Below are 25,070 nucleotides of genomic sequence, written 5' to 3'. Positions count from 1 at the left end.
TCTTCTCGCGCCGCGGCTTGGGGTCCCCTCGATTTCGATGCAGTTTACCGGTGTAGGCCGATCTAGCTGCGGCAAGGGTTAGCGCTCCGCCCCCCCAAACAATAATCAATCAAATCAGCCACTTCCTGACTGGTCCTTCCGTTCTTCCTCAACACCCCTGCGCCGAGCCCCGGCGGGCGTAGGCATGCATTCGCCGGCACGGTTGGACCTGCATAGCAGCGATAATATAAATTATCGTGGATCACACTTCAAATACAACTAAAAATATCATTATCTAACGGTAGAATTATATGAAATAATATGCGGAAATTTCACCCCTTCACCGCCTGGAGCTCGCCATGCCCCGTCCAGCCGCCGCTACCCCCGACCAGATCCGGGCCACGGTGCTTGCCATGCTCGCCGAGGCCGGCGATGCGACGCCCGCGACCGGGATCCGCTTCCGGCAGTTGGTCTCGGTCCGCAAGCTGCGGGCGCGCCTTGGCGCCGGCGACCCGGCCACGCTGTCGCGCGCGCTCAACGCCATCGAGGCCGAGGTGGTGCGGTCCGGACTCGGCGAGATCGCGATACCGGGCCTGCCCGCCGAGATCGCCGAACACATGCAGGCGCTTTGGCAAACGGCTGTGGCCGTCCAACTGGACGATGTCGTTCGCCTCAAGCGCGAAGCCCAGGAGGCAATCGCTGCGGCTGATGCCGCCCGCACCGACGCCGAAATGCGCGTCGAATTGCTGCGGCAGGAAATCACGGAGCTGCGAGCCGTGGTGACGACGCGCGACGCCGAGTGCGCGGACCTTCGTGCGCAGCATGCCCTGCTGCGGGAACGCTGCGCGTCACTCGACGCGGCGGTTCACGACCTTCAAACTTCGTTAAATTCGGCGGCGATCCAACAGACCGATCTTCAGCGAGACCATGCGGAAGCGCTGGCGGCCGCGCAGCACCGCTACGATGCGTTGTCGAAGCAGTTGCTGCAGGAAACCGCGCACCAGCGCGAGTCCCTGAAGAAAGAACACGCGCAGTTCGCTTCGCAGCTGAAGTTCGCCGAGCGCCGGATTGCCGCGCTCGACGCCGAACGCGAGCGGTTGGACGGCGAACTCGCCCGCGAGCGCGAAGCGCGTCAGCAGGCGATTGGCGAAGCGCTCGCGTTGAAGGCGGTCAACGCGCAGCAGCATGCCCAGCTCGGCGAGCTGCTGCGCGACATCAAGCCGAAGCCGGCCCGGGCGGCCGCGCATGCCGGTCTGGCAAGCGCCAAGCGCGCCGCTGGCGGCGCTGCGGCGAAACGCAAGAGCAAGTGACCGCGAGCTGCCGCATGAACACGCGTACGAGCGCCTGTCACGGATGAACTACGCGGACTGGATCGATACCGGTACAACGTCGCCGCAACGGTTGCCCGGCGAAGTTGACGCCGCCATCGCGTATTTGGCCGACGCGCTCGGTCATGTCGTCTATACGTGCTGGACCCTCGCGGCCGTCAAGCAACGCTATCCGTCGCTCGCCGAAGCGAAAGCCGCGAAACCGGCGGTGATGCGTCTGTTGCTCGACCAGCCGACCGCGGTCGAATACTGGGATCGCGGGCGCGCGCGAGTGGTGCCGGCCGCCGAGGCTCCCGCATCCGACGCGGTCGTGGAACGGGTGTTGCGCGCGCATGCGCGCCGGTTCAGGCGCGACACCGGCCGCGTCGCCCTCTCCGCGATCGGTGAGAAGAAACGGGAGCCCTCACTCGTCGCGAGTCTGCCGGCGGCCATCCTGCAGTGGGGCGCGCGTGCGGGACGCTATGCGAATCCGAGCGGCACAACCAATACGCTCGGCGTCGGCGACGACGCGCAGGCGATCGCGCTGTTCCTGCGCGATCGCGGCGGTCGCTCGGCGCACACGACGCGGGCGTATGTGACGGAGATCCGTCGCCTTGCCGCCTGGTGTCTCGCGCATGAACTGGGGCCGCTGTCGGACCTCACGCGTCACGATCTGCTCGCGTACCGACGCGCGCTCCATCATCCCGCCCGAGACGTCGACGATGCTGCCGCGCGAAGCTTGAAGGCAGCGTCGCAGGCGCGAGCGCTGGCCGTCGTCGCCAGCCTGTTCCGGTACTGGACGGAAACCGGATATCTGACCGCGAATCCGGCGGCCGGCCTGGTGCGGGGGCAACGCCGGCATGCGGGCTTCGCGCCGACCCGCCTGTTGACGCCCAGCCAACTCGACGCGTGCGATGCGCAGGTGAACGAGGTGGCCACCGACGGCGACCCCGTCGTGACCGCACGGCGCCGGGCCATCTGGATGCTGTATCGCTACGCGGGCGTGCGCCTAGTTGAGCTGGTCTGGTCCGACGACCTGCAACTCCCCGTCGTCGAAGTGGAGTCCGGCGGCCGTTGGACCCTGCACGTGTGCGGCAAGGGACGCAAAACCCGCGCGATCCCATTGCCACACAGCTGCGTTGCGATGCTGCAGGCGTACCGACAGCTGCGCGGCCTGCCGGTGCAGCCCGAAGCCGGCGAGCGCGTCGCCCTGATTCACGGCCTCAAGGGCGGCTCGCTGCAAAGCTCGGGCCTGTACGATGAAGTGAAGGCGATCTTTGCGGCGGCGGCCGCGGCGCTCGAGCCGACCGATCCGGGGAGCGTGGCCACGCTGCGTCGTGCGTCGCCGCACTGGCTGCGACACGCGTATGCGCGCACGCTGGTGGTTGACCGGCAGGTGCCGTTGCCGGCCGCGCAGGCACTGCTCGGGCACGTGTCGATCCAGACCACCGCCGGCTACGCGAAGACCGATTTGTCGCAATTGCGCGCGTTCGTCGATCGCGCGTTTTCGGGCGACTAGGCTTCGACTGGCGGGATGGCTGGAATCGGCGACGCCAGACCTTCGCACGCGAAGCGGTTCAGTTTATCGAGCGCGTCCAGATAGCGATGCGTGGGCGTCGTCGCGAGCTGCGCGTCGTGCAGCAGCAGCACCCGCTCGATCGCGCTCTTCGCGGTATCGAGCATGATCCATGTTTCGCCGCGTTCAGCGCGGTCCGTGCACCGCTCCAGCGCGGCCTCCGCCCGTTGGACGGCGCGCATATCGACGTCCACCGACGTCTCGCCGCGCAAATAGAACGTCATGTAGACCGCTTTCAGCAGGCACACCATCAAGTCGACATTGCCGCGTCCGCACGCGACGGTCGCGAGCGCGAGATGGTGTTCGAGCGACAGCGCTCGCACGCGGGTGGGCGACATCGGCAACAGCAGGTTCTTGGTGAGCGGCCGACGACTGGCCCGCCGGGTAGACGTTCGACGCATAAGGATCACTAAAAATACGCGGCCGTCCATTATCACCCACGGAGGCAACGCATAGTTTGCGTCATCCGTGCGCCTGATGCGCGTCCGGTGCCGGCGCGCGGCTCGTCATACTCGGCATCAGGCGATGCGCGAAATCCGCCACCGGGAAGTCGAAGGTGCCGCGCAGATTGATGCCCTCCAGATAGGTAGGCGCGATGCGCCGCAGGTAGTCCGATCGGACCGGCGTTTGCCCAAGCGTCTCGATGCGGTCGACCGCCTGTTGCATGTGCCTCGTGTTCCACGCCAACACGGTGTTGGTCAGCAGGCTCAGCGCGGACGAGACCGCCATGATCGCGTGCCGGTGCCGTGTGAGCTCAGCCGGGATCTTGCCCCGGTGGATCGCGCGCTGCACCGTATGCAGCGCCTCGCCGCGATTGAGCACGTGCTGCAGTTCGGCGCGGAACGCGGGCATCGTGAAATAGTCGATCAAGAAAATCGTCCGGAACAGTTTGCCCAGCGCGACGCCGCCGTCGTACAGCGGCTGGCCGCGCGCCGCGGAACCGAACCGCGTCAGCGCCTGAGTGGCTGTGCAGTGACCGCTTTGCACCGACGCGGCGACGCGCACGAAGTCGTCCCAGATCCCCTCGATGGCTTCGAGCCGCACGTCGCGGTCGACCACGGTCAAGAGGCCATTGGGCACGGCCAACCCAACCGGTACGTGCAATCGCCGGTCGCGCAAATGCGCGAGCCGCGGACAGAGGTCGAAACCGAGCCCACGGGCCAACCCCATCCCGAAATCCGTGTAGCCATGGGTGTCGACCGCCAGCTGCGCCACGTCGTCGGTGCCTTCCTGACGGATCACGCCTTCGATCGCGGCGCCCGCCTGGCGCTCGTTGAGCACGATCGGCTGATCGTAAAAGATGCCCCAGCGATCACGTACGTGCGTATAGATGCCGATCGACGCGGTGCGCCGGCGCGGATCGGCACGGGCTTGCCACACGGTGCGCGTCGTCTCCAGCGACATCATGTCGGACGACGCGAGATCGGCCCGCCCCCAGTGTGCGGCGATCGGATGGCGGTGCATGAAGTCGAGCACCGCGTCGGCTGCTTGCCGCAGTACGCGTTCGTCGGCCACACGGTGCATCATCTGCCGGACTGCGCCGGCCGACAGTTCCGGCACCATGCGGGCGACCTCGGCGGCCGACATCGACGTGCCGTGCGCGAGCACGGCGGCATAGATCATCAGCAGCTCGCTGCGGGCGCGCGGTTCCCGGCCCAGCAGTAGCCAGCTGAACCGAGTCTCGCTGTCGACTTCCAGAATGATGCGCGGCAACTGCCCGTCGGGATGCGCGCCGAAGATCGCGCGCCGCAACGCCTCCACTGCCGGCTCCGCCCGCTGCGCCGACGCCGCATCAAGGTGGATCGCCGTGTCGACGCGAACCTCGCCACATGCGGCCGCCTGCTGCAGCCGTTCGAGTCCTTCGTGCAGATGCTCGCAGACCGGGGCGAGATATTCCTTGGGATCCTGCGGCAGCTTCAGGTGGCCGTAGTAGTGGTTGCGCTGGGCTTGCCAGACCGCATCGGGAATCAGCAGCGTCGCCTGGCTGCGGAACGCAAAGCTGTGCGCGACGAATACCGATCCGTTGCGCAGCGCGACCCGCAACGCCGACAGGGTGGCCCATTCGAAGGCCAGCAGCGCGCGCACCCGATCGTCACCCGTCACGATGGCTTGCCAGGCCCGCCCGAGTTGGACCGGGACGTCGGCGGGCAATTCCCGCACGTGGCAGACGTAAAGCGTTCTGAGCACGTCCAACGCGTCGATGACCGGGTGCGGGGCTTGCGACGCGAACGGCAGCGTGAGCAGTTTCGCGAGCATCGCGCGCGCGACGCGCTGCTTCGTCAGCAGCTGCGTTCGCACAAGACTTGCCCGACTCGGCCCGCCTTGTGCGAGCGTCGTGTCGGCCAGTTCAACAAGGCGTTGCGCGAGCGCATCGCGCGACAGGCGCGTATCGACGGCCAGCGCCTTCACTTCGGTCGCGAACTGGCGTAACTGCGCCTTCAGGTCCGGCCGAGACGCGTCGACCTTGGCGCGCGCCTCATTGACGATCTTGCGCTGCCAGCGGCTCAGCATCCACAGCAGCTGGTCGGTGGCGACGCACAACGCATAGCGCATGAAACACGCGGCCTCGAGCCGCCGAACCGGTTGCCGGATGCGCTTGCTGACTGATGGCGGACGGTTCGCGCACCGTCGCGCATAGTGCCGGACTACCGCCTCGTTGCATTCGGCCGGCCAGCGACCGTAGACGCCCAGTTTGGCCAAGCGCTCGATCTTGCGGAACAGATCGCCCATCTGGCTCGTCGAGTTTCGTAACGGCACGGACCAGAGCCACTGCTGGAGGCTGGCGCCGCCGGCTTCGGGCCGGGGCAGCAGCAGCCCCCACTGATCGAGCGCCGCGGCACCGAACGCATCCTCGAGTCGCTGCGTCAGCACGGCCTCGACATCCTGCACCGCCTGGACAATCAGTTGTCGCAGCGCGCGATCGTGGACGATCAGGACGCGGTGCTCGTAAAGCCACTGTTTGAGGTCGTACAGCGCCGTGCTGCGATCCTGCCTGCCCGAGAGTCGTTCCTTGAGCCATCGCACCATGTAGCGGCGCTGATGCTCGGCCATCGGCCGGAATCCGAGCGCCTCGTAGGCCAGCTTCTGGTGGTCGGCGAGCGTGTCGGTCCGATCGTCGTACAGCGCGCGCAAGGTGCCGAGGTCCGGGGGCTCGATGCCGAGTTGTTCACCCAGATGGCGCCAGAGTCGTTTCGGAATCTGTTTGTAAGCATCGAGCGTGCGCCCGGTCATGCGCACGAACCCGAGGTGCAGTCCGACGGCCAGCCGGTACAGATGTGAGCGTCGGCCGTCGATCAGCGCGCGTTCCCGCGCCGAGAACGTGAAGAACGTATTGAGCTCGAACTCGGTCCGCTCGTGCGGAACGTGCCGCATGCCGAGGTAGGCCAGCCGCCAGTGGTCCATCGCACGCACTCCGCGCGAAAAATGGACTGTGCAGCGTAGCCGGAAAACATCGGCGGTGCAATCGGAGGCGTCAGACAAGGCGGTTCCGATCCGGAATGATCATTTCATAACGGAATCCGTAACAGATGCACAACGCCCGCCTCGATAATGAGCGAAAAATAGTAGAAATGCCCGATGAAATCGGCGCCTCTGTTCCGTATTGTAGGGAATGAGCGATTCTATCCGCTCGCCTTGGCAAATCTTGTGATCGCCAGAGCGTGTTATGCACTTTCAAAAATACGGAAGAGATCAAGGCAATGAAGACAACGAAATGCAACCCGGCGAGTGTCTCCGTAATCGCGTGCGGGCCTGCGAAAGCGGTTGGCCCAGCCGAAACTATGTTCCAACACCCAGCGCCGCGCCCTCGCCGGTAGCCCTGGTTGGGAAAGGCGAGTTTCACCGTCGGCCCAGTGGCATGGTGTACCTGAGCGCGCTCCTGCTCGTTGGCCGGCGTGATACGCGCCGCCAGCAAATGGCCCACCGGGTCGACGGTCATGTGAACTTTGCTGCCGCTTTGCGTTTGTCGCCGTCGTATCCCGCGCACGGACCGCTCTCGCAAGTCGATTGCAGCGTCCGACCATCGAGAATCACCGCGCTGGGCTGGCCCTGACGCCCCTGTGCGACACGATAGGAATCGCCACAAAGGCTGGCGCTCAATCCAGCCCATTGATGATTGGCTCACCTGTATATTTATGGCTTTCGCAGTGGGGCAGTCGGATTCACGTCAGCCATGACGACAGGGATTTTGCAATGGAAATTAAAACTCACAATCTTTTAAAGCAAATAATGTGTAACGGTTTTGAAATCCCCCGCAAACATTTTCCCTTTATGCTTGCATCCGAAATTCTGTTGCACATCGAACATCAATGAAAAATTACTACACGCAATAAAGTACCTGGACAACAAGCCACTAACCAATAACACCCATCTCGCAAACTCAATCAATGGAGCGAAAATGAAAGTAAATCAAAACCTACCGATTTCCCGCAATACATTCGAGCCAGCTCACGAAACTTTCTCCGCCCCTAAATTTTCTGTCCTGACGAATCTGGCCGAAAGAAAGGCTCTTTCCAGTTGCCTTGACTCGGACGTTAAATATCATATTAGCGGAATTATTCGCGCGAATGAGGATTTCGGAATTCAGTGCGATGAATCAGAAATCAATGCCATTCATGAATTTCGGCGCGGATTCTGCGGAGAGGCCTGCGACGCAATCATGAATCAAATAGAAAAATATGGAATATCTCAATACGAGTTCTCTCGCGTCAATGAGAATCACAATGGCGAGACCCATTATTTTATTAGAGATCTCAAGAGCGATATCATTATTGAGCCAACATGGAAGCAAATTATTGTTCCGCATCATGAGGAGCAAGAAAGGTTCGCATTTTACGCCGAGGCACTAAAAAATTACCCATCTGTATTTGTTGGGAGTCAAATTGAATTCAATGAATTGATTGACGAGGTGAGCGCCGCGCTTGAAGTGCCGGATTCGATGAGAGAGAATCTCAATGGATACTGGGGAATTTTCGCAAATGAGTCGACCCTTGAAACAGGGAGTGTCAATCCATTGCTGATTCAATCGATCGCAGCTGCGACGCCGGAAAGCTCTGCCATTGTTGAATCGGCTAAAACTACGCAAGCATCTGAATATGCGATGGTCGCCAATCAATTTTAATTGATTGATCGCGAAATTCCGGGAAGCGCGGCGCGGATTTTGAGGAAGAAGTACTCCTCGTCGCGGCACCCATAGCCATCGGCTTATGCGTAACGCTGTCCGTCGCTCAAGCGTTCGGAGCGAGTCGTTTGAGATCAATGCGGTAGGCAGGGGATTGTACACTTTCAGCGCGTTGCATTAGTCCTGCCCTGATTCCACGTACAGCAAGAAGTTTAATAATTTGATTATCGCCGCAGAGGTGTTGAGGAAGAGCGGAAAGACCAGTCAGGAAGTGGCTGATTTTATTGATTATTGTTTTGGGGGCGGAGCGCTAACCCTTGTCGCAGCTAGATCGCCCTACGCCAGCAAACTGCACCGAAATCAAGGGGACCCCGGCTTGGGTGGCGGCAGTAACGGCTCGATCAGTGTCCACAATTCATCGTCGATGATCGGCTTGGCCATCTCCTCGGTCTCGGTTGTTCCGATGCCTGAGGTTAACAGCTCGCCGCGAAAGTTAACAGCCCCACTTGGCCTTTTTGAAACCGTTTCTTACTCGGTGAAGGCGCTCTTCAACATACGATCGATCTCGGCCTCGACCGCAGCTCCTACCACGTCATCGTCCCCGGGCTGGTAGCGGGATCGCGCCTCAGCCAGCGGCAGTACGACGACAGCAGGCCAACCAAACTGATCGCCTGTGATGTCCGCGAGAAACGCAGTGCCGCTGTCAGTAACACCTTCGACCCAGTAATGACCATGCCAACGAAGCTGCGGATCTTGAGCGCCACCATCGTTTGCTCCATCACCTCCGCGCACAACGGATTCACACCGACCGAACTGATCCAACGACTGTTGCAGAAGGATCGAAGCATATAGGCACGTCCCTGCGGTGCTCGCTATATTGCTCACATCGAGCACGCGCGAGAAAACATCGCGGATATTAGAGCAGATCTGTTCGATGAATTTTAGGTCTTCCATGGAGCAGTTCTTTGTTTTATATAACTCGGGACGAGGCGGTCGCGTACCAAATGCTTTTCCGTTCAAGACTGCTTGAGCACTGCCGCGCGATATTGTGAGCGCAACATCAAATCTGGCACCGGCGCGAGCACTTCAGCCATGAATTGCAGCTCGATGCACGATTCGACGCCATGCCGCGGAGCCACCCGATCGAAGGCCTCACGCGCCTTGGGCAGGTACGTCTTATCGACCCGCGCGACGGCGAGGATCGCATTGCGTTCCACTTCGGTAAGAATCTCGCTCATCTTCGTTTTCTTCCGTGCCGGTGTGGCCAACGTTCTCAGTTATTTGTGGGTTGGTCGATTTTGATCCAGCAAACCGGCTTTTCTTCATCGAGCCGCTTGACCAGGCCGGGCCGCTCGAGTTGGACAAACCACCACCGGATAGCGCCAGCATGCATCCGGTGGTTGCCCGTCGACATCGCCATCATCTGATGGGCAACGTCACCTATCGTAACGCCGCCCTGCGTATCGGGCACGGTGAGAATTTTGCGCTCATACTCCGTCAGGTCCGCGGCTCTCATCGTCCTCCGCGCACGTTCCACGCAGCTTCTCAAGCACCTGCCCATAATCGCCGTGCAGCGCGGGCCAGTTATTGCCAGGCGTGAGCGCTACAGGATCAAGCCGCCCGGTCGTGATCGCCAACCGCACGTTGGGGTGACGATGCCCGACCGTGGCGAGCCACCCTGCGCACGCGAACTCTGCTCCTTCTCTCGACCGATGGCACGCGAAGATGCTCGCTCCGAAATCTGGCCCCATGCCTCGTCGGTCAGGACACGTGGCCGCCAATTTCTCGGCGAGAGCGAGATCGAAATTCGGAATGTCACCGGCAGTGGCGTCTAGACGCCATGGGCACGAGGGGCAGGGTTCACTCAGTTTGCTCAAGTCACAGGAAGTCACCACACCAGTTTCCTTGCTCAAAATCGGATCGTGTCAACCGGTACATCGATCCCATGGTGCATCAGGACAGCTTTGCGGAAAACACGCCATTCCTCCGTGCCAGCGGCCTCGTGTGTGCAGTGCAGGCACTGGTCCGCGCCGGCCAACTGCTCGGTAACAGTCCGATGCACGTCGACACCAAAGCGCTTACTGAATCGCCCTACACAGGAGCCGTCGTGCCCCGTCACCCACACGGTGTCGCCGACCGCCGAGACGTCGATGCTGTAAAGCTGTTCCATCTCTTCTTAGACCAGTTCGTACTTGTCGAGCAGTTCGAGTTTTCGCATCTCCTTGCGACGTCGCTCTTGTCGCGACTCCTCGGTCGGAATGATGTCGCGCTTTGCGGCCAGCGTCGCGTCGTAGCGCTCGATCTCCGCCACGAGCGTTACGAGTTCTTTAAGTTCTGCCTTGGCTCTTGTGAACATATATTTCCCTAAATTACGTCCGAAAACCCGGCGACGGCGGAGCCGTATCCGGTGCGGGTGCATGACGCAGCCCGAGCACGTCGAGATACGTGTCGAGCGAGCACTGCACTGATTCGGCGACCAAGCGCGTGATGTCGTCGTAATCGTCGCTGAGGCAGGCTTTGTCGAGCGAGTCGTAGTAGGCAAGTCGATCCTCTTTGCGGATGATCGCCGGCGGATAGCCCGCCTTCATCAACTCAAAGTTGAGCAGCAGCCGCCCCGTCCGCCCGTTGCCATCGATGAACGGATGGATCTTCACGAATCGCGTGTGCAGTTCCGCCGCCCGCTCGACAGGATGCATGTCCCCAGCCGCCTCATACCAGTCGATCAGCGAGGCCATTTCAGCAGGCAGATGCATGAAATCCGGCGGGGTCGTACTAGCGCCCGCGATCACCACATTTTCGCAGCGATACCGGCCCGCCTCTTCAGCATCGATGCCTTTCAACACGAGACTGTGGATGTTGCGAATCTGCCATTCCGACAGTGCTTCCGCTTTCGCCACGATGTCCTCGACATAGACGATCGCGTCACGATGGTTTGTCGCCTCGAAGTGCTCGCGAAGGGATTTTCCGCCGACCGTAATGCCTTCGAGCACCACCTTGGTTTCTCGCAGCGTCAGCGTGTTGCCCTCGATCGCGTTCGAGTGATACGTCCACTCAAGCAACAACTTTTCGCGCAGCGAGGCAACCGTGTGTTGCGGCAGCGGGCGCGCGGCGTCGAGTGTCGCCTTATCGGCATCGATCGTATACAGCATCTCGGAAGTTTGATTCGACATTTGCTTCTCAAGGCGAGATTCACTATTCGCCAGTATATATCCCCAATGGGGATGGTCAAGCGGGTTTCCGCATTTTCTGCCATTGCAGGATTTCCAGCACGTATGCTCGGCCCATGTCGGGCATGCTGCGCGAGTCTGGTGAGTCTGCTGGCAGAAGCCACTTGTCCAGCGTTCGTACGGCAATGCACAAGCGCGCGGCAAATTCCGCTCGCGTCATACCCAGCCGATCCATCGCTACACGCAGCAGTTCCTGCTGGGGAAGTGCTGCGAGATCTTCCTTCGTTGTCATGCGTCAATTTAACGGTCAAAGTCACTTCCAGATTTATATCCCCAACGGGGATGACAATCAAGCATCGGCGAAAACCCCACCGAGATCGGCGATCGCCTCGCGCCTCGCCTTCTTCGATATCTCGAGATATGGGGCCACATGATCAAGATGGACATGACCGAGAAGTAACTGCACCGTTTCGATTGAGTGGCCCTGTGCAATAAGGCGACTCGCGAAGGTCCGGCGACCTGAGTGGCTTGAAAATCCCTGACCGAAACCAGCGGCGCGGTACAGCTCGGTTACATAGTTCTGAAGGCTGTCTGCCGCGAGATATTCGACCGTTTCGCCGTCGTAGTTGACTCGACGCTTCACGCTCAGTTCGTAGCGTGTGCCCTTGTGCGTCAAGATGAGCGGCACGTTAGGCATAAGTCCCTGCCACTTGCTCCGATCGAGCGCCGTCACCTTGCCGTGCTTCCAGCGCCATTCGACGTACTGCTCCAGGGCGGCGACGGTTTTGGGATGACTCAGATAGACACAACGGGCCTTCGAGCCCTTGGTAATCGCGCCTCGAAGGCTCACTTCCCCCCGGAGACGGCCGGATGGCAGCAGCACGTCGGCCACCTCGAGTTGGGCGATTTCGGACACACGCATGCCGCATGTGAATCCGAGCAACACCACGAGCGTGTCGCGCTCAGGGTGTCGGCTCGTCGTGTCAGTGACGCGCAAGAGGTGCCGGATCTGTGAAGGGGTAAAGGTCTTTGCACGCTTCGGTTCCATCGTTTCTCCATCTCGGAATATGCTCGACTTCGAGCCTGTTACGAGAGAGAAACGACAGGGCGCTCCTTTTCAGGGTAACGCGCGCCGATCCTCGGAAAAAGCCGGCAGAGCCCCTCGCCAGCCCTTTCCGACTGAACGCCAAATCCGCAAAGTGCCGCCCTCATTTCTAGCCAGCGTTTCAGTGACGTGGCATTCTCGGCTACCATCCTGCGAATTTCCAACAGACTCCCGAACGAATATGTTGACTGATATCGAGGCCCTTCAGGTTCAATTGCGTGAATTGAACGACCACCTCGCTGACGCAAAGCGTAAGGAGAAGCGTGCCGCTTTGGACGCAATTCGCGACCAAGTTGCGCTGTACGGCATCTCTGAAGATGAGCTTTTGTCGGCTGCCGGTTTCCGCAAGCCGCGCAAGCGCCGAGCTGCTGCGAAGTACTACGATCCGTCATCTGGCAAAGAATGGTCGGGATTCGGGCCCCGTCCGAAATGGCTTGAAGGCAAGAATCTCGAGGACTACCTTGTTGACCGGGCCGCGAAAGCGTGGTGGCCCGGCGAGTAAACTGCCGTGTACGCATTTCGAACGCCGCATCTGTCCGCGTTTCTTGCGGACCCGTTGAACTGTGCGGCCCTCAGCGTTCTTGCCGCGCCGCTACTTGCTGTACTCTGTCTCAGTGCCGTAGCTCACCGGGAACGACGATGTGCTATTCAGCCTAGATCCAAGCCAACTACCGGGAGTACGTCCGGCTCTATGGCGTCGACATGGACATCGAGACGTTCCGACGCCTGTACTTCGCGCGTGCAGCATCCAGCGACATCAAGATTCCGAAGGCGGTCGATGCGGCGTTTTCCAGTGAGATGCCGGTAGGCGGTGTCGAGTGAGATATTGAACCCGACCTACCGCGCCGATATAATGGGGACGCTCAGCCGAAGAATTCACGCTTTCGACTCAGGCATATTCTCTTTCCAGAGCTACCTCGAAAAGGACGACCTTTCACATTCATGGCTACCTATCGACAACTGAAAGCGCAAGCAGATGCACTGGCACAGCAAGCCGAAGAAGCGCGGCTTGCCGAGCTGGACAGTATCATCACCGTCATTCGTGAGCAGATCGCTGAATACGGCATCACGCCCGACCAACTCTTCGGACGCCAGCGCGCTGCTGCGTCGAGCACGCGTGCGCCGGTCGCGCCGAAGTATCGCGATCCGAAATCCGGCGCGACCTGGAGCGGACGTGGCAAGGCACCGCAATGGATTGCGGGTGCGAAGAACCGTGATCGGTTTCTGATTCCGGACGCGGAATAACACGGCGAGAATTGCCGCTCGGAGTGTAGCGCAGTCCGGTAGCGCGTCTGGTTTGGGACCAGAGGGTCGCGGGTTCAAATCCTGCCACTCCGACCATGGTACTCGGGCCTGTAGCTCAGCCGGTCAGAGCAGTCGACTCATAATCGATTGGTCGCTGGTTCAAGTCCAGCCAGGCCCACCAGTGAAGAGGACGTCTATGTCGCTGATCGATCGCATGTTGCCTCGAGCAGTCCCGCGATCGGGTGAGACCCGCCGGAACGTCCTCGTGCGTGTTTGGCTCGCCGACGAAGGTCGCGTTCGCGATCTGAAAGTGCGGCGCAGTTGCGGCGATCCCGCGCGCGACGAATGCGCGCTGCATGCGATAGCCGTCAAGCGATTTCCGCTTGGCCAGCTCGGGTCAGGTGGCGGTACCTCGCAACGCTGGCACGATCTCACATACGACGGGGATTGAAGTGCCGGCCTCGGCCGGTGCGCCGAGCGCATCGCCTGATCAGCTCGACATCTCGTGCTGTTCGCCGAGACCTCCAGGTGCGCTTGAGGCGGATTCGGCGACCAGCTCGCGATGAAGCCGGGCGGCCGCGACCGGCGACTCGACGTTGGCATACAGAGACGCTCCATCCCACAGCTCGACGACCCACTTGTCGCGCACGCGGCAGACACCGATCGTCCAGCCACTGCGATGCGAATAGCCGTAATCGCTGACCACGGTCCAGTCGAGCGCACCCATCGTGTCGCGCTGCTCGAGCATCGGCGCGGCGATCATGCTCGACCCCGTGGTGTGCCGACCAGGTTCGCGCGCCGGCTCGCGAACCCGCACATCGGTTCCGCGAACGGTTCGCGTTCGCGAACGTTGACCACTCGAATCGGCTTGTCCATTCCGCTCTCCGCGCTGTCCGGCGGCCGTTGTCACCGCAGGCACTGTATATATATCAGGGGTGCGGGCTGTACGCAAGATCCGGCTGACTCTTGCATCAATTGAATCAACCCAGCCGGGATCCGGCGCCTCCGCGCCGCGCCGGCGGCCGCTCGTACGACCGGCCATCGCGCATCCGCTCGAGCCGCTCGAGAGCCTCGGAGAACACCGCCAGCGGCGCCGTGCGCAGCTGATCGTCGTGCCACGCTATCAGCGCCGCGACGAGCTCGTCCGTCTGGGGGGGCCAGCGTCCACTCGCCGCTGGCCTTGCCGTGTTCGAGCGCGTCGTTGATGCCACCCTCCGTGGCTACCAGGACCTCGACGCGCAACTCGTGTTTGCGGGCTTCGTCGACGAAACCGGAGAGCACAACCAACTGGAGCAGCACAGCCAGCCCGTGTGCCGAACCGCGGCGCATGCGCAGCGCCTGAAACGCCGCGTGATACTGCAGCGCGAGCTCTTCTGCTTTCTGTCGTGGCATCGGCAGCAACAGTGTTCGGGCGAGCTTCGCGTGCGCGGAAGGCTGGTGTCGTCGTGATGACGGTGCGCGTCTGTTCGACATGGCGATCTCTCGTATTACTGCTTGGCTGGCTGCTCGAGCTCGTTGAGGTCGCCGAAGATATCCTGCTGTCCGGGCAACGCCGCCGGCGGCCGCCGCGCTGCGCGCGGCCGCGGATGGCCGGCGCGCCTCAATGTTCGCGCGATCGCCTGCAGCTGCACCCACATTTGATCCGCGTCGGCGGCCGACAGCGTGTCGGCCGCCGCTTCGAGCGCACTGACGAGCGACTCGAGTTGCACGGGGGCGGCGGCCAGCACCGGGCGGGCATGCGTGCGCGCCTGGCTTTCTCGATAGACCGCAAGCCAGCGCGCGAGCGCCTTGCGCTCGTCGCGGGTCAACGCGTCGAGCAGCGCAGGCGGTATCGGTTCGTCGGCGCGAAACGTGCCGAGCACGTGTTCGCGCCGGCGCCCCCTGGTCGGAGGCTGCTTGGGAGGCTCGACGCGCAACACCTTGATGAGGTTTCCCTGTTCTCGAATGAGCATCGGTTCGTCTCTGATTTCACACGATCACGCGAGAGGATAGCGCAACCGCGTGGCGACTACCGATAGCCTCTGAGCTCGCCGTCCAAACGGATTCGTCCGGGGTTTCCGGCAGACCTTGGGCGTCTCCCTCCGCTTCGCTCCGGGCCGGGCTTTCGCGCTGCGCGTCGAGCCTCGCTGCGCGAGTCTCGCCCCCTTCGGGCTTCAATCCCTGACGCAAACCCGATACCCCCTATACAGCCGGGGCTCCGCCCCGATTGGGCGCTCGCCGCGCGGCGAGCCGGTGCTGTCTCAACTATCCGCATACCCGTAGCCCACCGTCGTTCGCATTCAAGGGTGCGCTTCGCCGGCCGCGGCACCCGTTCGGTGCTCACCCTTCGGGTTGCGCTCCGCATCGGCCTGCAATGCAAACCAACTTCGAACGGAGGTCTCGATGGAAACGAACCGCCTGCACCATTGGATAGTAGTCCTTCAGTGTGCATACATGGAATACACGTACACGCCATGGGATGGACGCAACTACTACCGACGCACCGTCGGCTACGACCACGTCGTCTGGTGTTGATGGACACCGGCGAATTCCATCTGCCTCGCATCTGAATTTTCAACGGAGAAAGCCATGCAACTCGCAACCACGTTCGGCCGCAAGGCCCCGATCCTTCGCTCGAGCACGCCGCTTGCTGACGATCAGATTCGACAAGTAGCGCCGTCGATCTTCGCCGCCGACAAGCACGACTCCCGATCGGATCGTTACACGTACATCCCCACGATCGAGATCCTGACAAAGTTGCGCGATGAAGGGTTCCAGCCCTTCATGGTCTGCCAAACCCGGGTACGCGTCGACGCGAAGCGCGAGCATACGAAGCACATGCTGCGCCTGCGCCACGCGTCGCAGGTCGCGTCCCCGGAAACGCCCGAAATCATCCTCCTCAACAGCCACGACGGTTCCAGCAGTTATCAGATGCTGGCCGGCTACTTCCGCTTTGTTTGCCAGAACGGGCTCGTGTTCGGCGACACGACGCACGACATCCGTGTGCCGCACAAGGGCAACGTCGTGGATCACGTCGTAAATGGCGCGCACGAGGTGCTCGACGGATTCGATCTGATCCGCGAATGCAAAGACGAGATGGCGGCAGTGCAGCTCGACGAAGGCGAACAGCAGGCCTTCGCGCGCTCCGTGCTGGCGCTCCGGTACGACGTGGCCGAAGCGGCCGCGTCGATTACCGAAGACCAGCTGCTCCGTGCGCGTCGTACCGAAGACACGCGCCCGGACCTCTGGACCACGTTCCAGCGTGTGCAGGAGAACGTGATCAAGGGCGGGCTGCGTGGTCGGTCGGCCGCCGGCCGCCGCACTCGCACGCGCGAGGTCGCCGGCATCGACCAGGATCTCCGCCTCAATCGCGCCATGTGGGTGCTCGCTGAAGAGATGCGCAAGTTGAAGGGCTAAGCCAATTGCGCCGGCGGGCTCCGCCGGCGCCCATCCGGACGTTGTCGTGTTCCATTTCTATCGAGGTCGATCATGATGCTTACCACCGAAAACAATCTCTCCCGCTCTGCCGAACCCGTGAGCTCGCGCGCCAACTCATGCGTCGCGACGCCAGCGACGGTCATCGCTGACACGCTCAACCTGATCGAGACCGTGCAGCTGATGCAGACGATTCTCCATGAAGCATTTCCCACAACGTCGTTTGCGATCGCCATCACGAAGAATGGAAGCGGCTCGCACCTGACGGTCGATTGGACGGACGGCCCGCGCGACCTGCAGGTGGCTCGGCTCGTGTTGCCGCTGCAGGCCACACGCGTGGTCGATGGCGGGAAGGTGAAGCGCGTCGAGCACTTCATGCTGACGTCGGCGGGCCGGCTGACGGTTCACCTGGCTGCAGACCGGGTCATCCTGTCGAGACAGTTCAGCGATGGCGCGATCGAACGCGCAATGGAGCGCCTCGCGGTGCGGTACGCAGATTATCTGGCACCTGACGTCCGAGCGGCGATGACGGTTGACGGATACCGCGCGGGCCGGCTGCAACTGCTCGAGATCTTCGGCGTGCACCGGACCGGCAGCCGTCGATCGGGATCCAACGTTCAGATGGACGTCGACGCGATGCTCGCGGAAACCACGGACGCGCACGGGTTTCCCCGGTCGATCACGGGCGCACGCCTGTTTGTGCGACGCGACACCCACTAACCGCGGATGTCGAGCGCTATGCAAACGGTCGAAATGTTCCTGCACGCCGAAGTGCGCCCCACGCTTGACCATCGCGTCGGGCGCGCGATCGAAGCAATCGGAGCGCTTTTCGTCGCCAACCGGATGGTGATCTGTCAGTTCAGCGCGGGCAAGGACAGTGGTGTCGTGACGAGCCTTGCGCTCGAGGCGGCCCGCCAGCATGCTGCAGCTGGCGGTCGACCGCTCGTTTGCGTGGTCACGGCCGACACGCTCGTCGAATCGCCCGAGATGGTTGAGCACGCGCATCGCGAGCTCGCGAAGATGGAAACCTTCGGTCGCGAGCACGGCATCAAGGTTCGCGTGCGGGTTGTCGCACCGTCGCTCGCCACGTCCTGGCAGCTGTCGATCCTGACTGGCCGCGCCCTGCCGAGCTACGCCGGCACGAACTCGGACTGCTCGGTCTCGTTGAAGATCGAGCCGAGCCGTGTGGGTCGCAATCAGTTGTATCGCGAGGCACGGAAGGCCGGCTATGCCGAGCCCGTTGTCTTGCTCGGCACACGTCTCGCCGAAAGTGAGCGTCGCAAGGCGAAGATGACCGCGCGCGGCGATCGCGCGGATACGCCGGTTCGTAACAGCGACGGCGAGTACACGCTCTGCCCGATCGCCGGCTGGTCGACAGAAGATGTCTGGGAATTTATCGGAGAGGTGGCGTCCGGGCTGCGCAGCAGCTACACGGACTTCGACGAGACGAAGCGGATCTATGCGCACGCCGGAAACAGTAGCTGCGCGATCGTCTCGGATCTCACGTTCGAGGAGGCGTCCGCAGGCACGCGCGTGCGCCGCGGCCATTGCGATGCGCGCACCGGCTGCTGGACGTGCCAGCAAGCTGACGATCGCTCGCTTGCCGAGATGATCCGCTTCGACCAAGACCGGTATGCCTATGCGCTCGGCCTGCAGCAGCTGAACCGGTTTATCAGGGCGATCCGTTACGACTGGTCGCGCCGCAATTGGGTTGGCCGAACCATCCGCGCGGGCTACGTCTGCCTGGAGCCGGACACGTTCGGTGCGGCGACCGTGCGGGAACTCGTTCGGTACATGCTGACGATCGACCGCGACGAGCGCATCCGGGCCCGACGCGCCGGGACGCAGCCGAAATTCCAGACGTTGCCGCTGCCGATGATGATCGCCGTTGACGCGATGCAGTCCCTGCAGGGGCTCGCCGCGCCGTTCGCGATTTGGGCAGATTACCGTGACATCTGCCAGCGTGGCGTGAGCTATCGCGTGCCGGAGATCGCACCGATGTCGCCGGCGCCGATGCCGGAGCCGCTCTTCCTGCACGTCGGCAACGAGTGGGACGATACGGCGGATCAGTGGACAGGGTTTCGAGATCCCCTGATGGAGGCGCTGACCGAGCGCTCCCCGTGCGCACCGACAATTCTGGATCTGGGTGATGGAAAGAGCACGTGGAGCGTCCGCACCGGCCCGCGCTTCGACGTCGACGTCGAGTCGGCCGCGATGACCCTCCAGTTCGAGGCGGATCGGTTGGCCGCAATGCACGACCGCGGCTTCCATCCTGGCGGTATCACGACCGGCTATCGGTGGTATCTGAACTACGGCGCGCTCACACTCTCCCATAAGCAGCAGCTGAAGCACGACGAAGTCGCCCGTCGCACCGACTTCAAAGACCGGCTCGGCCTGAATCTCGGGCACGACGTTGAGCAACTCGTTGCACGCGGTGTGCGCTTTAGCGAGCTGCCCGGCGATGCGCGACAGGCTTGGGGGCATAAGGCTACGACGGATGGTGCACAGACTTCCTTCGGGTTCGAGGTATGACGGAGACGCAGATGACTCCCGTGAATCAGCAGGCGACGGTGTTGGTCGTCATGGCGTGCTCGGCAACGAAGCTTCCGAGCCCCATGCCGGCGATCGATCTGTATCGCGGCGTGATGTACGGAACGTACCGCGCGAACGTGCAATGTCAGACGGCGCCCGCCGTGATGATCCTGTCCGCGCTGTATGGCTTTATCGAGCCGGGCCTGGTCATCGAGCCGTACGACCAGTGCATGACGCCGGCCCGCGCCGAGGCTATGCTCAACGAGCTCGATCGCTTCATGCCGAACGCCTGGCCAGCGACTGCTCGTCGTGTCTTGTTTGCCGGCGGTCGAAACTATCGCCGCGTGATGAAGGCAGCGTTTGCGCGGCAGGTCGAGCTCGGGCAGGTATCGGATGGAGTGCTCGTGCGGGAAACGACAGGCGGCATCGGCTATCAGCGCCAGCAGCTCGGGGCGTTTCTACGAGGCGATCAGAGCTAGGCCGCTCCATTGACGTCGAGCGCCTCGAGGCGCGGCAGCTGCCGCACCTCGGTCGCAGGATCGGGTGGCCGAATCATCTCCACGGTTCCCAAACTCGCGCGGCGGCCGCTGCGCGGCCGCGACACGGAAATCGCGATCGCGCCCGGCGATCTGCGACCGCCGTGGCGCTCATGTCCGTGACGCAACGCCGCTCGCGCGCCCGGCGCCCACGCGCTAGCTGAACCCCTCGCTTCCCTCCCGCAGTCGACCTTTGAACCCGGAGCCCACGTTCGCCCGCCGTAGCCTGGCGGACGGACCATTGCGCCGCGCGCGACGAGTGTCGCACGGCGCCCTGCTCCTGCAAGGGGCTTTCGCGGCATATCCTCGCGCGCTTCGCGCACTCCGGTATTCCACGGTCCCCTTGCCCCCCATTCTCCCGCGGGCGCTCGCCAGCTCCGGGTAGCACGGTTTGCGAGCCGCATCGCTCCGGCTGCCCACATCTCAACTCTATGGAGCTGACCGTGAGCTATTTGTACAACGGCGACTGCCTGGTCGCCATGCCCAAACTCGCCCCTGAATCCGTCGACTGCATCGTCACGGACCCGCCCTATCTCGTCAATTTCCGCGATCGGAGCGGCCGCTCGATCGCGAACGACGTCAACGGCGACTGGCTGGCGCCGGCGTTCGCGGAAATGTTCCGCGTGCTGAAGCGCGACGCGGTATGCATTTCGTTCTACGGCTGGAACAAGGTCGATCTGTTTTTCGACGCCTGGAAGGCCGCCGGCTTTCGCGTATGCGGCCACATCGTTTTTACCAAGAACTACGCGTCGAAAGCCGGCCTTGTGCGGTATCAGCACGAGTCCGCGTATGTGCTGGCCAAGGGCCGCCCCGCGGCCCCGGAAAACCCCATTTCCGACGTGATGCCGTTCCAGTACAGCGGCAACCGGCACCACCCGACCGAAAAACCAGTCTCCGCGCTGCGCACACTCATTTCCGCTTTTACGCAGCCCGGCGACGTCGTACTGGATCCGTTCGCCGGGTCCGGCTCGACGTGCGTTGCCGCCCGCGAACTCGGCCGGCGCTATATCGGCATCGAACTGGACGCGACCTACTACGCGGCCGCCAAGTCCCGACTGTCGGCGCCTGTCGCCGGCGCCGCATTGGCGGCCGCCGCCTAAGTCCCGAACAGAGGAAATTCACCATGCGACTGATCGTTTCAGCCTATTCCGGTCTTGAGCAGCTCGACCATCCCCGCACGAACGACAACGGTGACCCCGTCGACGTGTTTTGTGTCCGCCTCGACGCGGCGCCGCGGTTCCCGCGCCGCGCCAGCGACCTGGACATGGCCTGCATCTATCGGTACCGGAATTCGTTCGAATTCGGCGCTGGCACCTACGTCATGCACGACATTTTCCGCGAGCGCCTGGCCGAGATCGCCAACTACCCGGCCATTTCCATCGGAGCCTCGCGGATCTGCCATACGAACGGCGCGATCGCGGAAGCGTCCGGCCCGTTCAAGGAACTGATCGATTTCTCGATCACGTCGGGAACGATCGGGCCGCGGGCCTGCGCGAAGCTTGCCGACGATTTCAGCCGGTTCATTGGGGCCGTCGACGCCGAACACGATCACCTGTTCGCGGAGCTCTACCGAAATTGGTATTTCGCGTTCTGCCTGGCTGAACACAACGGCGCAGTGCAGCTTTCTTGACGACACGAGCGCCGGCCGCTCGCCGCGGCCGGCACACCTGGAGAACAGTATGCCCCGATATTTGATCGACGCGATCTTGTCCGCGATCGCAGCAAACGCCTTCGGCCCGGAGATCTCGTGTGTATGGGAATCCGACACGGAAATTGAAATCCTGCCGACGTCGCTGCGTTACGCGATGCTGGAAGCGTTCCAGGCCGGCCAGTGCGCGCGGCGATAAATGCACCCGCCGGCGCCGGCTTTGCCGGTGGCCGGCCATCCACGAGACAGCCATGACGAAAAACGAAATCGAAATGTTGCTTTTCGCGATCGCACGCATCCATCTGCGTATCGACACGCTCGAAACACGCCATAGCGACCGGCTGGACTTTCACGATTGCGCGGTCTGGTGCATCCGCGACGCGCTCGCGGCCGCATTCGATGTCGGCGTCCGGCACGAGAAGCTGAACAAGTCGAACTGACGCGCGGCCGCTGGCGGCCCCCTGGCGCCGGCGGCAATTGCCGCGCGACCTGTTCCACGACTCGCCCGGCCCCGCGGGGCCGGACGGCCGCTGGAACACGGTCGCCTGGGGCTGTACCACGCTACGTTCCACCCAGTCCTGGCGTGCCCACCCCGGCCGCATCGAGCGGCCGGCGCGGGCGGCGATCGCGCGCCCTGGCGCCTCGAGGCGACCTTACACCGTTCCTCTTCGCCAGCCGGCGCGCGGCACCTTGCCCGCCCGGCTACGCCAGGCACGCAAGCCGCTCGCGTCCGCGCGCCGAACACACGGCCTGTCCGCTCCTGGGGCTCGGCCGCCGCTGGCGTCCGGCCCCGGCGCTAGCCGCCCCGCCACCCGCGCACGCGAGCGTGCGCGGAGTTCGCGCTCGGGCCGCGCGAGCGGCCCCGCGCCGGCGACGTCCGGATCTCGGTAGCCGTCCCTGCGTTCCACCTCCACCCGTCGGCGAATCGACTGCCATCGGGGCCGCCTCATCCCGACGCATAGCGCTGCGTCCCGTCGTTGCAAGGGTGCGCTACGCCGCGTGCTGCGCCCGGTCGGTGCGCCCCTGCGGGTTCGCACCGCTGCGGCCTTGCCCGCGCCCCTGCAACGCCTCCCCGCGAGCGCTTCCCATGCGTCGAGGCGGCTCCCAATGGCAGCAATTTTTCACCCCGACGCAATGGAGGCTATATGAACGCAGTGACCACCGAAATCCCGGCCCTCGCCCACGACGCGGGCGTTCCTCCCGCACCCCCCGAGGCTCACCGCCAGGCAGACGACGTGCGAGACATTCCACTCAAACGGCTCGTCGCGTCACCCTACAACGTGCGGCGCGTGCCGCGCACGGGCATCAAGGAACTCGCCCTGAATATCTGGCACACCGGTGGCCTGCTGCAAAACCTTGTCGCGCACGCGATGAAGGTTGGCCCCAAGAAGGCGCAGACGTATGGCGTCGCGGCGGGCGAGCGCCGCCGCCTCGCGCTGGTCTACCTGATGGAACACGACTACATCCCGGCCGACTATCCGGTGCGCTGTCTCATCGTCTCTGTGGAGGACGCGGTGCTGATGTCGGCGGTCGAAAACGAAATGCGCGAGCCGATGCATCCGGCGGACGCCTGCGACGCCTATCGTGTGCTCGTTGACGCGGGCCGCACCGTGGCCGACGTCGCGGAAATTTACGGTGTCAGCGTGCAGACAGTGCAACGTCGTTTGAAGCTTGCCCGCGTCTCGCCCAAGCTGGTGGACCTGTTCCGCGACGACGAGATCGGCGCAGACCAAATGATGGCCCTCGCACTGTCCGATAGCCACGACGAGCAGGAGCGCGCATGGTTCGATGCGCAGCCCCACGACCGCCACGCTCCGGCGATTCGTCGAAAACTGGTCGCGGGTGAGCGCGACTTCCTGAACAGCCGCGTTGCCCTCTATGTCGGCATCGACGCATTCGAGGCCGCTGGCGGTGCGGTGCGCCGCGATCTGTTCTCGGACAACGGCACCGCGTGGTATGCCGATCAGGCGCTGATGGAGCGCGTCGCCTTAGAGCAGCTTGGCGTGGTTGCAGCCGAGGTGCTCAATGAGGGGTGGGAGTGGGTCGAACCCATGCTCCCCCTCGATTACAACGTTCGGTCCCGCTTCGCGAAGATCGCTCCCACGGACGTGCTGCCGAACGACGAGCAACAAAAGGAACTGGACGCGATTGACGCGCGCACCGCCGCGATCACCGACGAGCAGAACGCAGACGACATTGATGAAGAAGCCTACGAGCGTCTCTGTGACGAGGAAACCGCCCTGTCGCTTCGCTATGCCGAAATCGAGGAGTCGCTGGCCGTCTACACCCCGCTCCAGATGGCCGGTGCCGGTGCAATAGTGACCATCGAGCAGGGCGGAATCCTCACCGTCTTGCGTGGCTGGGTCAAGAAGCAGGAGGCGACCAGTGCAGTGGCCAGCCACTCCGGCGATGACCCGGGCGACGACTCGGACGACTCCGGCGACGGCGCAACGGCGCGCGGTCCCGCGCCAGCGCCCGCGCCGATGGAAAAAGGCCCGCATTCCGGTGCGCTTACGCAGCGACTGAACGCGCGGCGTACCGCCGCCATCGGCATGGCGCTTGCACGCCGGCCGCACGTCGCCCTCGCCGCGCTTGTCCATCGCTTCCTCGTCTCCGAGTACGCGGCGGGTTCCGCCACCAGCGCCGTCTCCATTCAGTGGCACGACAAGACCGGTACCGTCGAGCGCGGCGCTTCCGAACTGGCCGACGATCTCGCATATCGCCTCCATGGCGAGCAACGGTCAGCGTGGGCCGGGATCATTCCCGATGACAGCGCGGCACTGTTCGACTGGTGCGTCGAGCAGACCGACGAGCGGCTCATGCTCATTCTGGCGCAGTACGTCGCTGCGAGCCTCGACAGCGTCACCATTGACGAGCAGCCGCACGCGATCAACAGACTGATTCCTGCGCTCGGCCTGAACATGGCCGACGAGTGGAAGCCGACGCGTGCGAGCTACTTCGATCACGTGTCGAAGGCACGTATTGCCGACGTGGTGGCTGCCGCCGTTTCTCCCGCAGAGGGCATGCGCCTCGCCAAGCTCAAGAAGGCCGATGCCGCCGCCGAAGCCGAACGTCTCACGGCCGGGACCGGTTGGCTTCCCGAGCATCTGGCGCACGCGGAAGTCCGCACGGACACCCTCTGGCAGTTGCGCCGGGGGCAGGACGACAACCCTGAGCAAGATCCGGATGACGACGACCAGTCCGACGCAGCCGACGCTGCGCCTGTCGAGCAGACCGAGCAGACCGAGCAGACCGAGCAGACCGAGCAGACCGAGCAAGCCGAGCAAGCCGAGCAAGCCGAGCAAGCCGAGCAAGCCGAGCAAGCCGAGGCGTGATTGATGCAGGAGTTCCGCTCGATGTCTCTGCGGCGGGACTCCTGCAAATCCTCACCATTCTTCCCGTAAAGACTCACCGTCCCTTTTGCCTTCTCGTGAGCGCGCCC

The 25,070-nt window shown here is 63.1% G+C and carries 30 protein-coding genes, 2 tRNA genes and 1 pseudogene; 19 read left to right on the top strand and 14 right to left on the bottom strand.

The window, feature by feature from the left end; genetic code table 11:
* Positions 1–338: 338 nt before the first annotated feature.
* Together VL15_RS15335 and VL15_RS15330 are read left to right on the top strand one after the other, a co-directional pair.
* Entirely contained in the window at positions 339–1,289 is a 951-nt protein-coding gene (locus VL15_RS15335; RefSeq protein ID WP_048246465.1) for a DNA-binding protein, read from the top strand.
* Between the two features lie 43 nt (positions 1,290–1,332).
* Positions 1,333–2,805: a tyrosine-type recombinase/integrase gene (locus VL15_RS15330; protein WP_048246464.1), complete on the top strand. Its 1,473-nt coding sequence runs from the start codon at positions 1,333–1,335 to the stop codon at positions 2,803–2,805.
* On the opposite strand, the gene VL15_RS15325 is transcribed toward VL15_RS15330, so the two are convergent.
* The 3 genes and pseudogenes from VL15_RS15325 to VL15_RS40145 all read right to left on the bottom strand — a co-directional run.
* Positions 2,802–3,293 (bottom strand): hypothetical protein, encoded by a 492-nt coding sequence (locus VL15_RS15325; protein ID WP_230684462.1) that lies wholly within the window; start codon positions 3,291–3,293, stop codon positions 2,802–2,804. The genes VL15_RS15330 and VL15_RS15325 overlap by 4 nt on opposite strands.
* 31 nt (positions 3,294–3,324) lie before the next feature.
* Positions 3,325–6,264, bottom strand: a complete 2,940-nt coding sequence (locus VL15_RS15320) for a Tn3 family transposase (RefSeq protein ID WP_048246462.1) — start codon at positions 6,262–6,264, stop codon at positions 3,325–3,327.
* 335 nt (positions 6,265–6,599) lie between these two features.
* A pseudogene (locus VL15_RS40145) lies at positions 6,600–6,930 on the bottom strand (transposase); the annotation flags it as partial.
* Here VL15_RS40145 and VL15_RS42715 point away from each other — a divergent pair.
* Positions 6,868–7,173 (top strand): hypothetical protein, encoded by a 306-nt coding sequence (locus VL15_RS42715; RefSeq protein ID WP_196319593.1) that lies wholly within the window; start codon positions 6,868–6,870, stop codon positions 7,171–7,173. The pseudogene VL15_RS40145 and the gene VL15_RS42715 overlap by 63 nt on opposite strands.
* An 85-nt stretch (positions 7,174–7,258) precedes the next feature.
* A complete protein-coding gene (locus VL15_RS42015) occupies positions 7,259–7,981 on the top strand; it encodes a hypothetical protein (protein WP_155420229.1) in 723 nt (240 codons plus the stop codon).
* 528 nt (positions 7,982–8,509) lie between these two features.
* Here the strand turns inward: VL15_RS42015 and VL15_RS15315 are convergent.
* From VL15_RS15315 to VL15_RS15285, 9 genes are all read right to left on the bottom strand, one after another.
* A complete protein-coding gene (locus VL15_RS15315; protein ID WP_048246461.1) occupies positions 8,510–8,935 on the bottom strand; it encodes a hypothetical protein in 426 nt (141 codons plus the stop codon).
* 62 nt (positions 8,936–8,997) lie between these two features.
* Positions 8,998–9,219, bottom strand: a complete 222-nt coding sequence (locus VL15_RS15310; RefSeq protein WP_048246460.1) for a hypothetical protein — start codon at positions 9,217–9,219, stop codon at positions 8,998–9,000.
* A 35-nt stretch (positions 9,220–9,254) separates the two neighbouring features.
* Positions 9,255–9,497, bottom strand: a complete 243-nt coding sequence (locus VL15_RS15305; protein ID WP_053077654.1) for a hypothetical protein — start codon at positions 9,495–9,497, stop codon at positions 9,255–9,257.
* Entirely contained in the window at positions 9,469–9,873 is a 405-nt protein-coding gene (locus VL15_RS43810) for a DUF6283 family protein (RefSeq protein ID WP_419188671.1), read from the bottom strand. Before VL15_RS43810 ends, VL15_RS15305 begins: the two co-directional genes overlap by 29 nt.
* A 17-nt stretch (positions 9,874–9,890) precedes the next feature.
* A complete protein-coding gene (locus tag VL15_RS15300; protein ID WP_048246459.1) occupies positions 9,891–10,151 on the bottom strand; it encodes a hypothetical protein in 261 nt (86 codons plus the stop codon).
* 6 nt (positions 10,152–10,157) lie between these two features.
* Positions 10,158–10,337, bottom strand: coding sequence for a hypothetical protein (locus tag VL15_RS42010; protein ID WP_155420228.1), 180 nt, complete (start codon positions 10,335–10,337; stop codon positions 10,158–10,160).
* A 13-nt stretch (positions 10,338–10,350) separates the two neighbouring features.
* Positions 10,351–11,151 (bottom strand): Fic family protein, encoded by an 801-nt coding sequence (locus VL15_RS15295; protein WP_048246458.1) that lies wholly within the window; start codon positions 11,149–11,151, stop codon positions 10,351–10,353.
* 55 nt (positions 11,152–11,206) lie between these two features.
* Positions 11,207–11,440 (bottom strand): hypothetical protein, encoded by a 234-nt coding sequence (locus VL15_RS15290; protein ID WP_048246457.1) that lies wholly within the window; start codon positions 11,438–11,440, stop codon positions 11,207–11,209.
* A 57-nt stretch (positions 11,441–11,497) separates the two neighbouring features.
* The gene (locus tag VL15_RS15285) at positions 11,498–12,196 is read right to left on the bottom strand and encodes a tyrosine-type recombinase/integrase (RefSeq protein WP_048246456.1); all 699 of its coding nucleotides are present in this window, start codon (positions 12,194–12,196) and stop codon (positions 11,498–11,500) included.
* 238 nt (positions 12,197–12,434) lie between these two features.
* On the opposite strand from VL15_RS15285, the gene VL15_RS15280 reads away from it, so the two are divergent.
* The 5 genes from VL15_RS15280 to VL15_RS42005 all read left to right on the top strand — a co-directional run bounded on the left by VL15_RS15280 (position 12,435) and on the right by VL15_RS42005 (position 13,949).
* Positions 12,435–12,755, top strand: coding sequence for an H-NS family nucleoid-associated regulatory protein (locus VL15_RS15280; protein WP_048246455.1), 321 nt, complete (start codon positions 12,435–12,437; stop codon positions 12,753–12,755).
* Between the two features lie 440 nt (positions 12,756–13,195).
* Positions 13,196–13,498: an H-NS family nucleoid-associated regulatory protein gene (locus VL15_RS15275; protein WP_048246454.1), complete on the top strand. Its 303-nt coding sequence runs from the start codon at positions 13,196–13,198 to the stop codon at positions 13,496–13,498.
* A gap of 19 nt (positions 13,499–13,517) precedes the next feature.
* Positions 13,518–13,594, top strand: a tRNA-Pro gene (locus VL15_RS15270).
* An 8-nt stretch (positions 13,595–13,602) separates the two neighbouring features.
* A tRNA-Ile gene (locus VL15_RS15265) sits at positions 13,603–13,679 on the top strand.
* 15 nt (positions 13,680–13,694) lie between these two features.
* Positions 13,695–13,949 (top strand): energy transducer TonB family protein, encoded by a 255-nt coding sequence (locus VL15_RS42005; RefSeq protein WP_155420227.1) that lies wholly within the window; start codon positions 13,695–13,697, stop codon positions 13,947–13,949.
* A gap of 39 nt (positions 13,950–13,988) precedes the next feature.
* Here VL15_RS42005 and VL15_RS15260 read toward each other — a convergent pair whose 3' ends face one another.
* Positions 13,989–14,261, bottom strand: a complete 273-nt coding sequence (locus tag VL15_RS15260) for a hypothetical protein (protein WP_048246453.1) — start codon at positions 14,259–14,261, stop codon at positions 13,989–13,991.
* A gap of 422 nt (positions 14,262–14,683) precedes the next feature.
* Here VL15_RS15260 and VL15_RS15255 point away from each other — a divergent pair, with 422 nt between their 5' ends.
* Positions 14,684–14,947 carry a hypothetical protein gene (locus VL15_RS15255; RefSeq protein ID WP_048246452.1) on the top strand — a complete coding sequence of 88 codons (264 nt, stop codon included), beginning with the start codon at positions 14,684–14,686 and terminating at the stop codon, positions 14,945–14,947.
* Positions 14,948–14,985: 38 nt separating this feature from the next.
* Here the strand turns inward: VL15_RS15255 and VL15_RS15250 are convergent, their stop codons facing one another.
* Positions 14,986–15,450, bottom strand: coding sequence for a hypothetical protein (locus VL15_RS15250; protein ID WP_048246451.1), 465 nt, complete (start codon positions 15,448–15,450; stop codon positions 14,986–14,988).
* 616 nt (positions 15,451–16,066) lie between these two features.
* On the opposite strand from VL15_RS15250, the gene VL15_RS15245 reads away from it, so the two are divergent.
* The 9 genes from VL15_RS15245 to VL15_RS15210 all read left to right on the top strand — a co-directional run bounded on the left by VL15_RS15245 (position 16,067) and on the right by VL15_RS15210 (position 24,963).
* Positions 16,067–16,894: a DUF932 domain-containing protein gene (locus VL15_RS15245; protein WP_048246450.1), complete on the top strand. Its 828-nt coding sequence runs from the start codon at positions 16,067–16,069 to the stop codon at positions 16,892–16,894.
* A gap of 72 nt (positions 16,895–16,966) precedes the next feature.
* A complete protein-coding gene (locus tag VL15_RS15240; protein WP_048246449.1) occupies positions 16,967–17,632 on the top strand; it encodes an LPD29 domain-containing protein in 666 nt (221 codons plus the stop codon).
* An 18-nt stretch (positions 17,633–17,650) separates the two neighbouring features.
* Complete coding sequence (locus VL15_RS15235) at positions 17,651–19,444, top strand: phosphoadenosine phosphosulfate reductase family protein (RefSeq protein WP_048246448.1); 1,794 nt, start codon at positions 17,651–17,653, stop codon at positions 19,442–19,444.
* 11 nt (positions 19,445–19,455) lie between these two features.
* Positions 19,456–19,923 carry a DUF6884 domain-containing protein gene (locus VL15_RS15230; protein WP_230684461.1) on the top strand — a complete coding sequence of 156 codons (468 nt, stop codon included), beginning with the start codon at positions 19,456–19,458 and terminating at the stop codon, positions 19,921–19,923.
* A 500-nt stretch (positions 19,924–20,423) separates the two neighbouring features.
* Positions 20,424–21,080, top strand: a complete 657-nt coding sequence (locus VL15_RS15225; protein ID WP_048246486.1) for a DNA methyltransferase — start codon at positions 20,424–20,426, stop codon at positions 21,078–21,080.
* A 23-nt stretch (positions 21,081–21,103) separates the two neighbouring features.
* A complete protein-coding gene (locus VL15_RS15220; RefSeq protein WP_048246447.1) occupies positions 21,104–21,610 on the top strand; it encodes a hypothetical protein in 507 nt (168 codons plus the stop codon).
* A gap of 49 nt (positions 21,611–21,659) precedes the next feature.
* Positions 21,660–21,827, top strand: coding sequence for a hypothetical protein (locus VL15_RS42710; RefSeq protein ID WP_196319591.1), 168 nt, complete (start codon positions 21,660–21,662; stop codon positions 21,825–21,827).
* Between the two features lie 52 nt (positions 21,828–21,879).
* Positions 21,880–22,068 carry a DUF6900 domain-containing protein gene (locus VL15_RS15215; RefSeq protein ID WP_048246446.1) on the top strand — a complete coding sequence of 63 codons (189 nt, stop codon included), beginning with the start codon at positions 21,880–21,882 and terminating at the stop codon, positions 22,066–22,068.
* A 705-nt stretch (positions 22,069–22,773) separates the two neighbouring features.
* Entirely contained in the window at positions 22,774–24,963 is a 2,190-nt protein-coding gene (locus tag VL15_RS15210; RefSeq protein ID WP_063778209.1) for a ParB/RepB/Spo0J family partition protein, read from the top strand.
* The last annotated feature ends 107 nt before the right edge of the window (positions 24,964–25,070 follow it).

Source organism: Burkholderia cepacia (assembly GCF_001039005.1).
Lineage (GTDB): Bacteria > Pseudomonadota > Gammaproteobacteria > Burkholderiales > Burkholderiaceae > Burkholderia > Burkholderia theae.
Note: the sequence above shows the minus strand (reverse complement) of the source record. Positions and strands in the feature narration are given on the sequence as shown.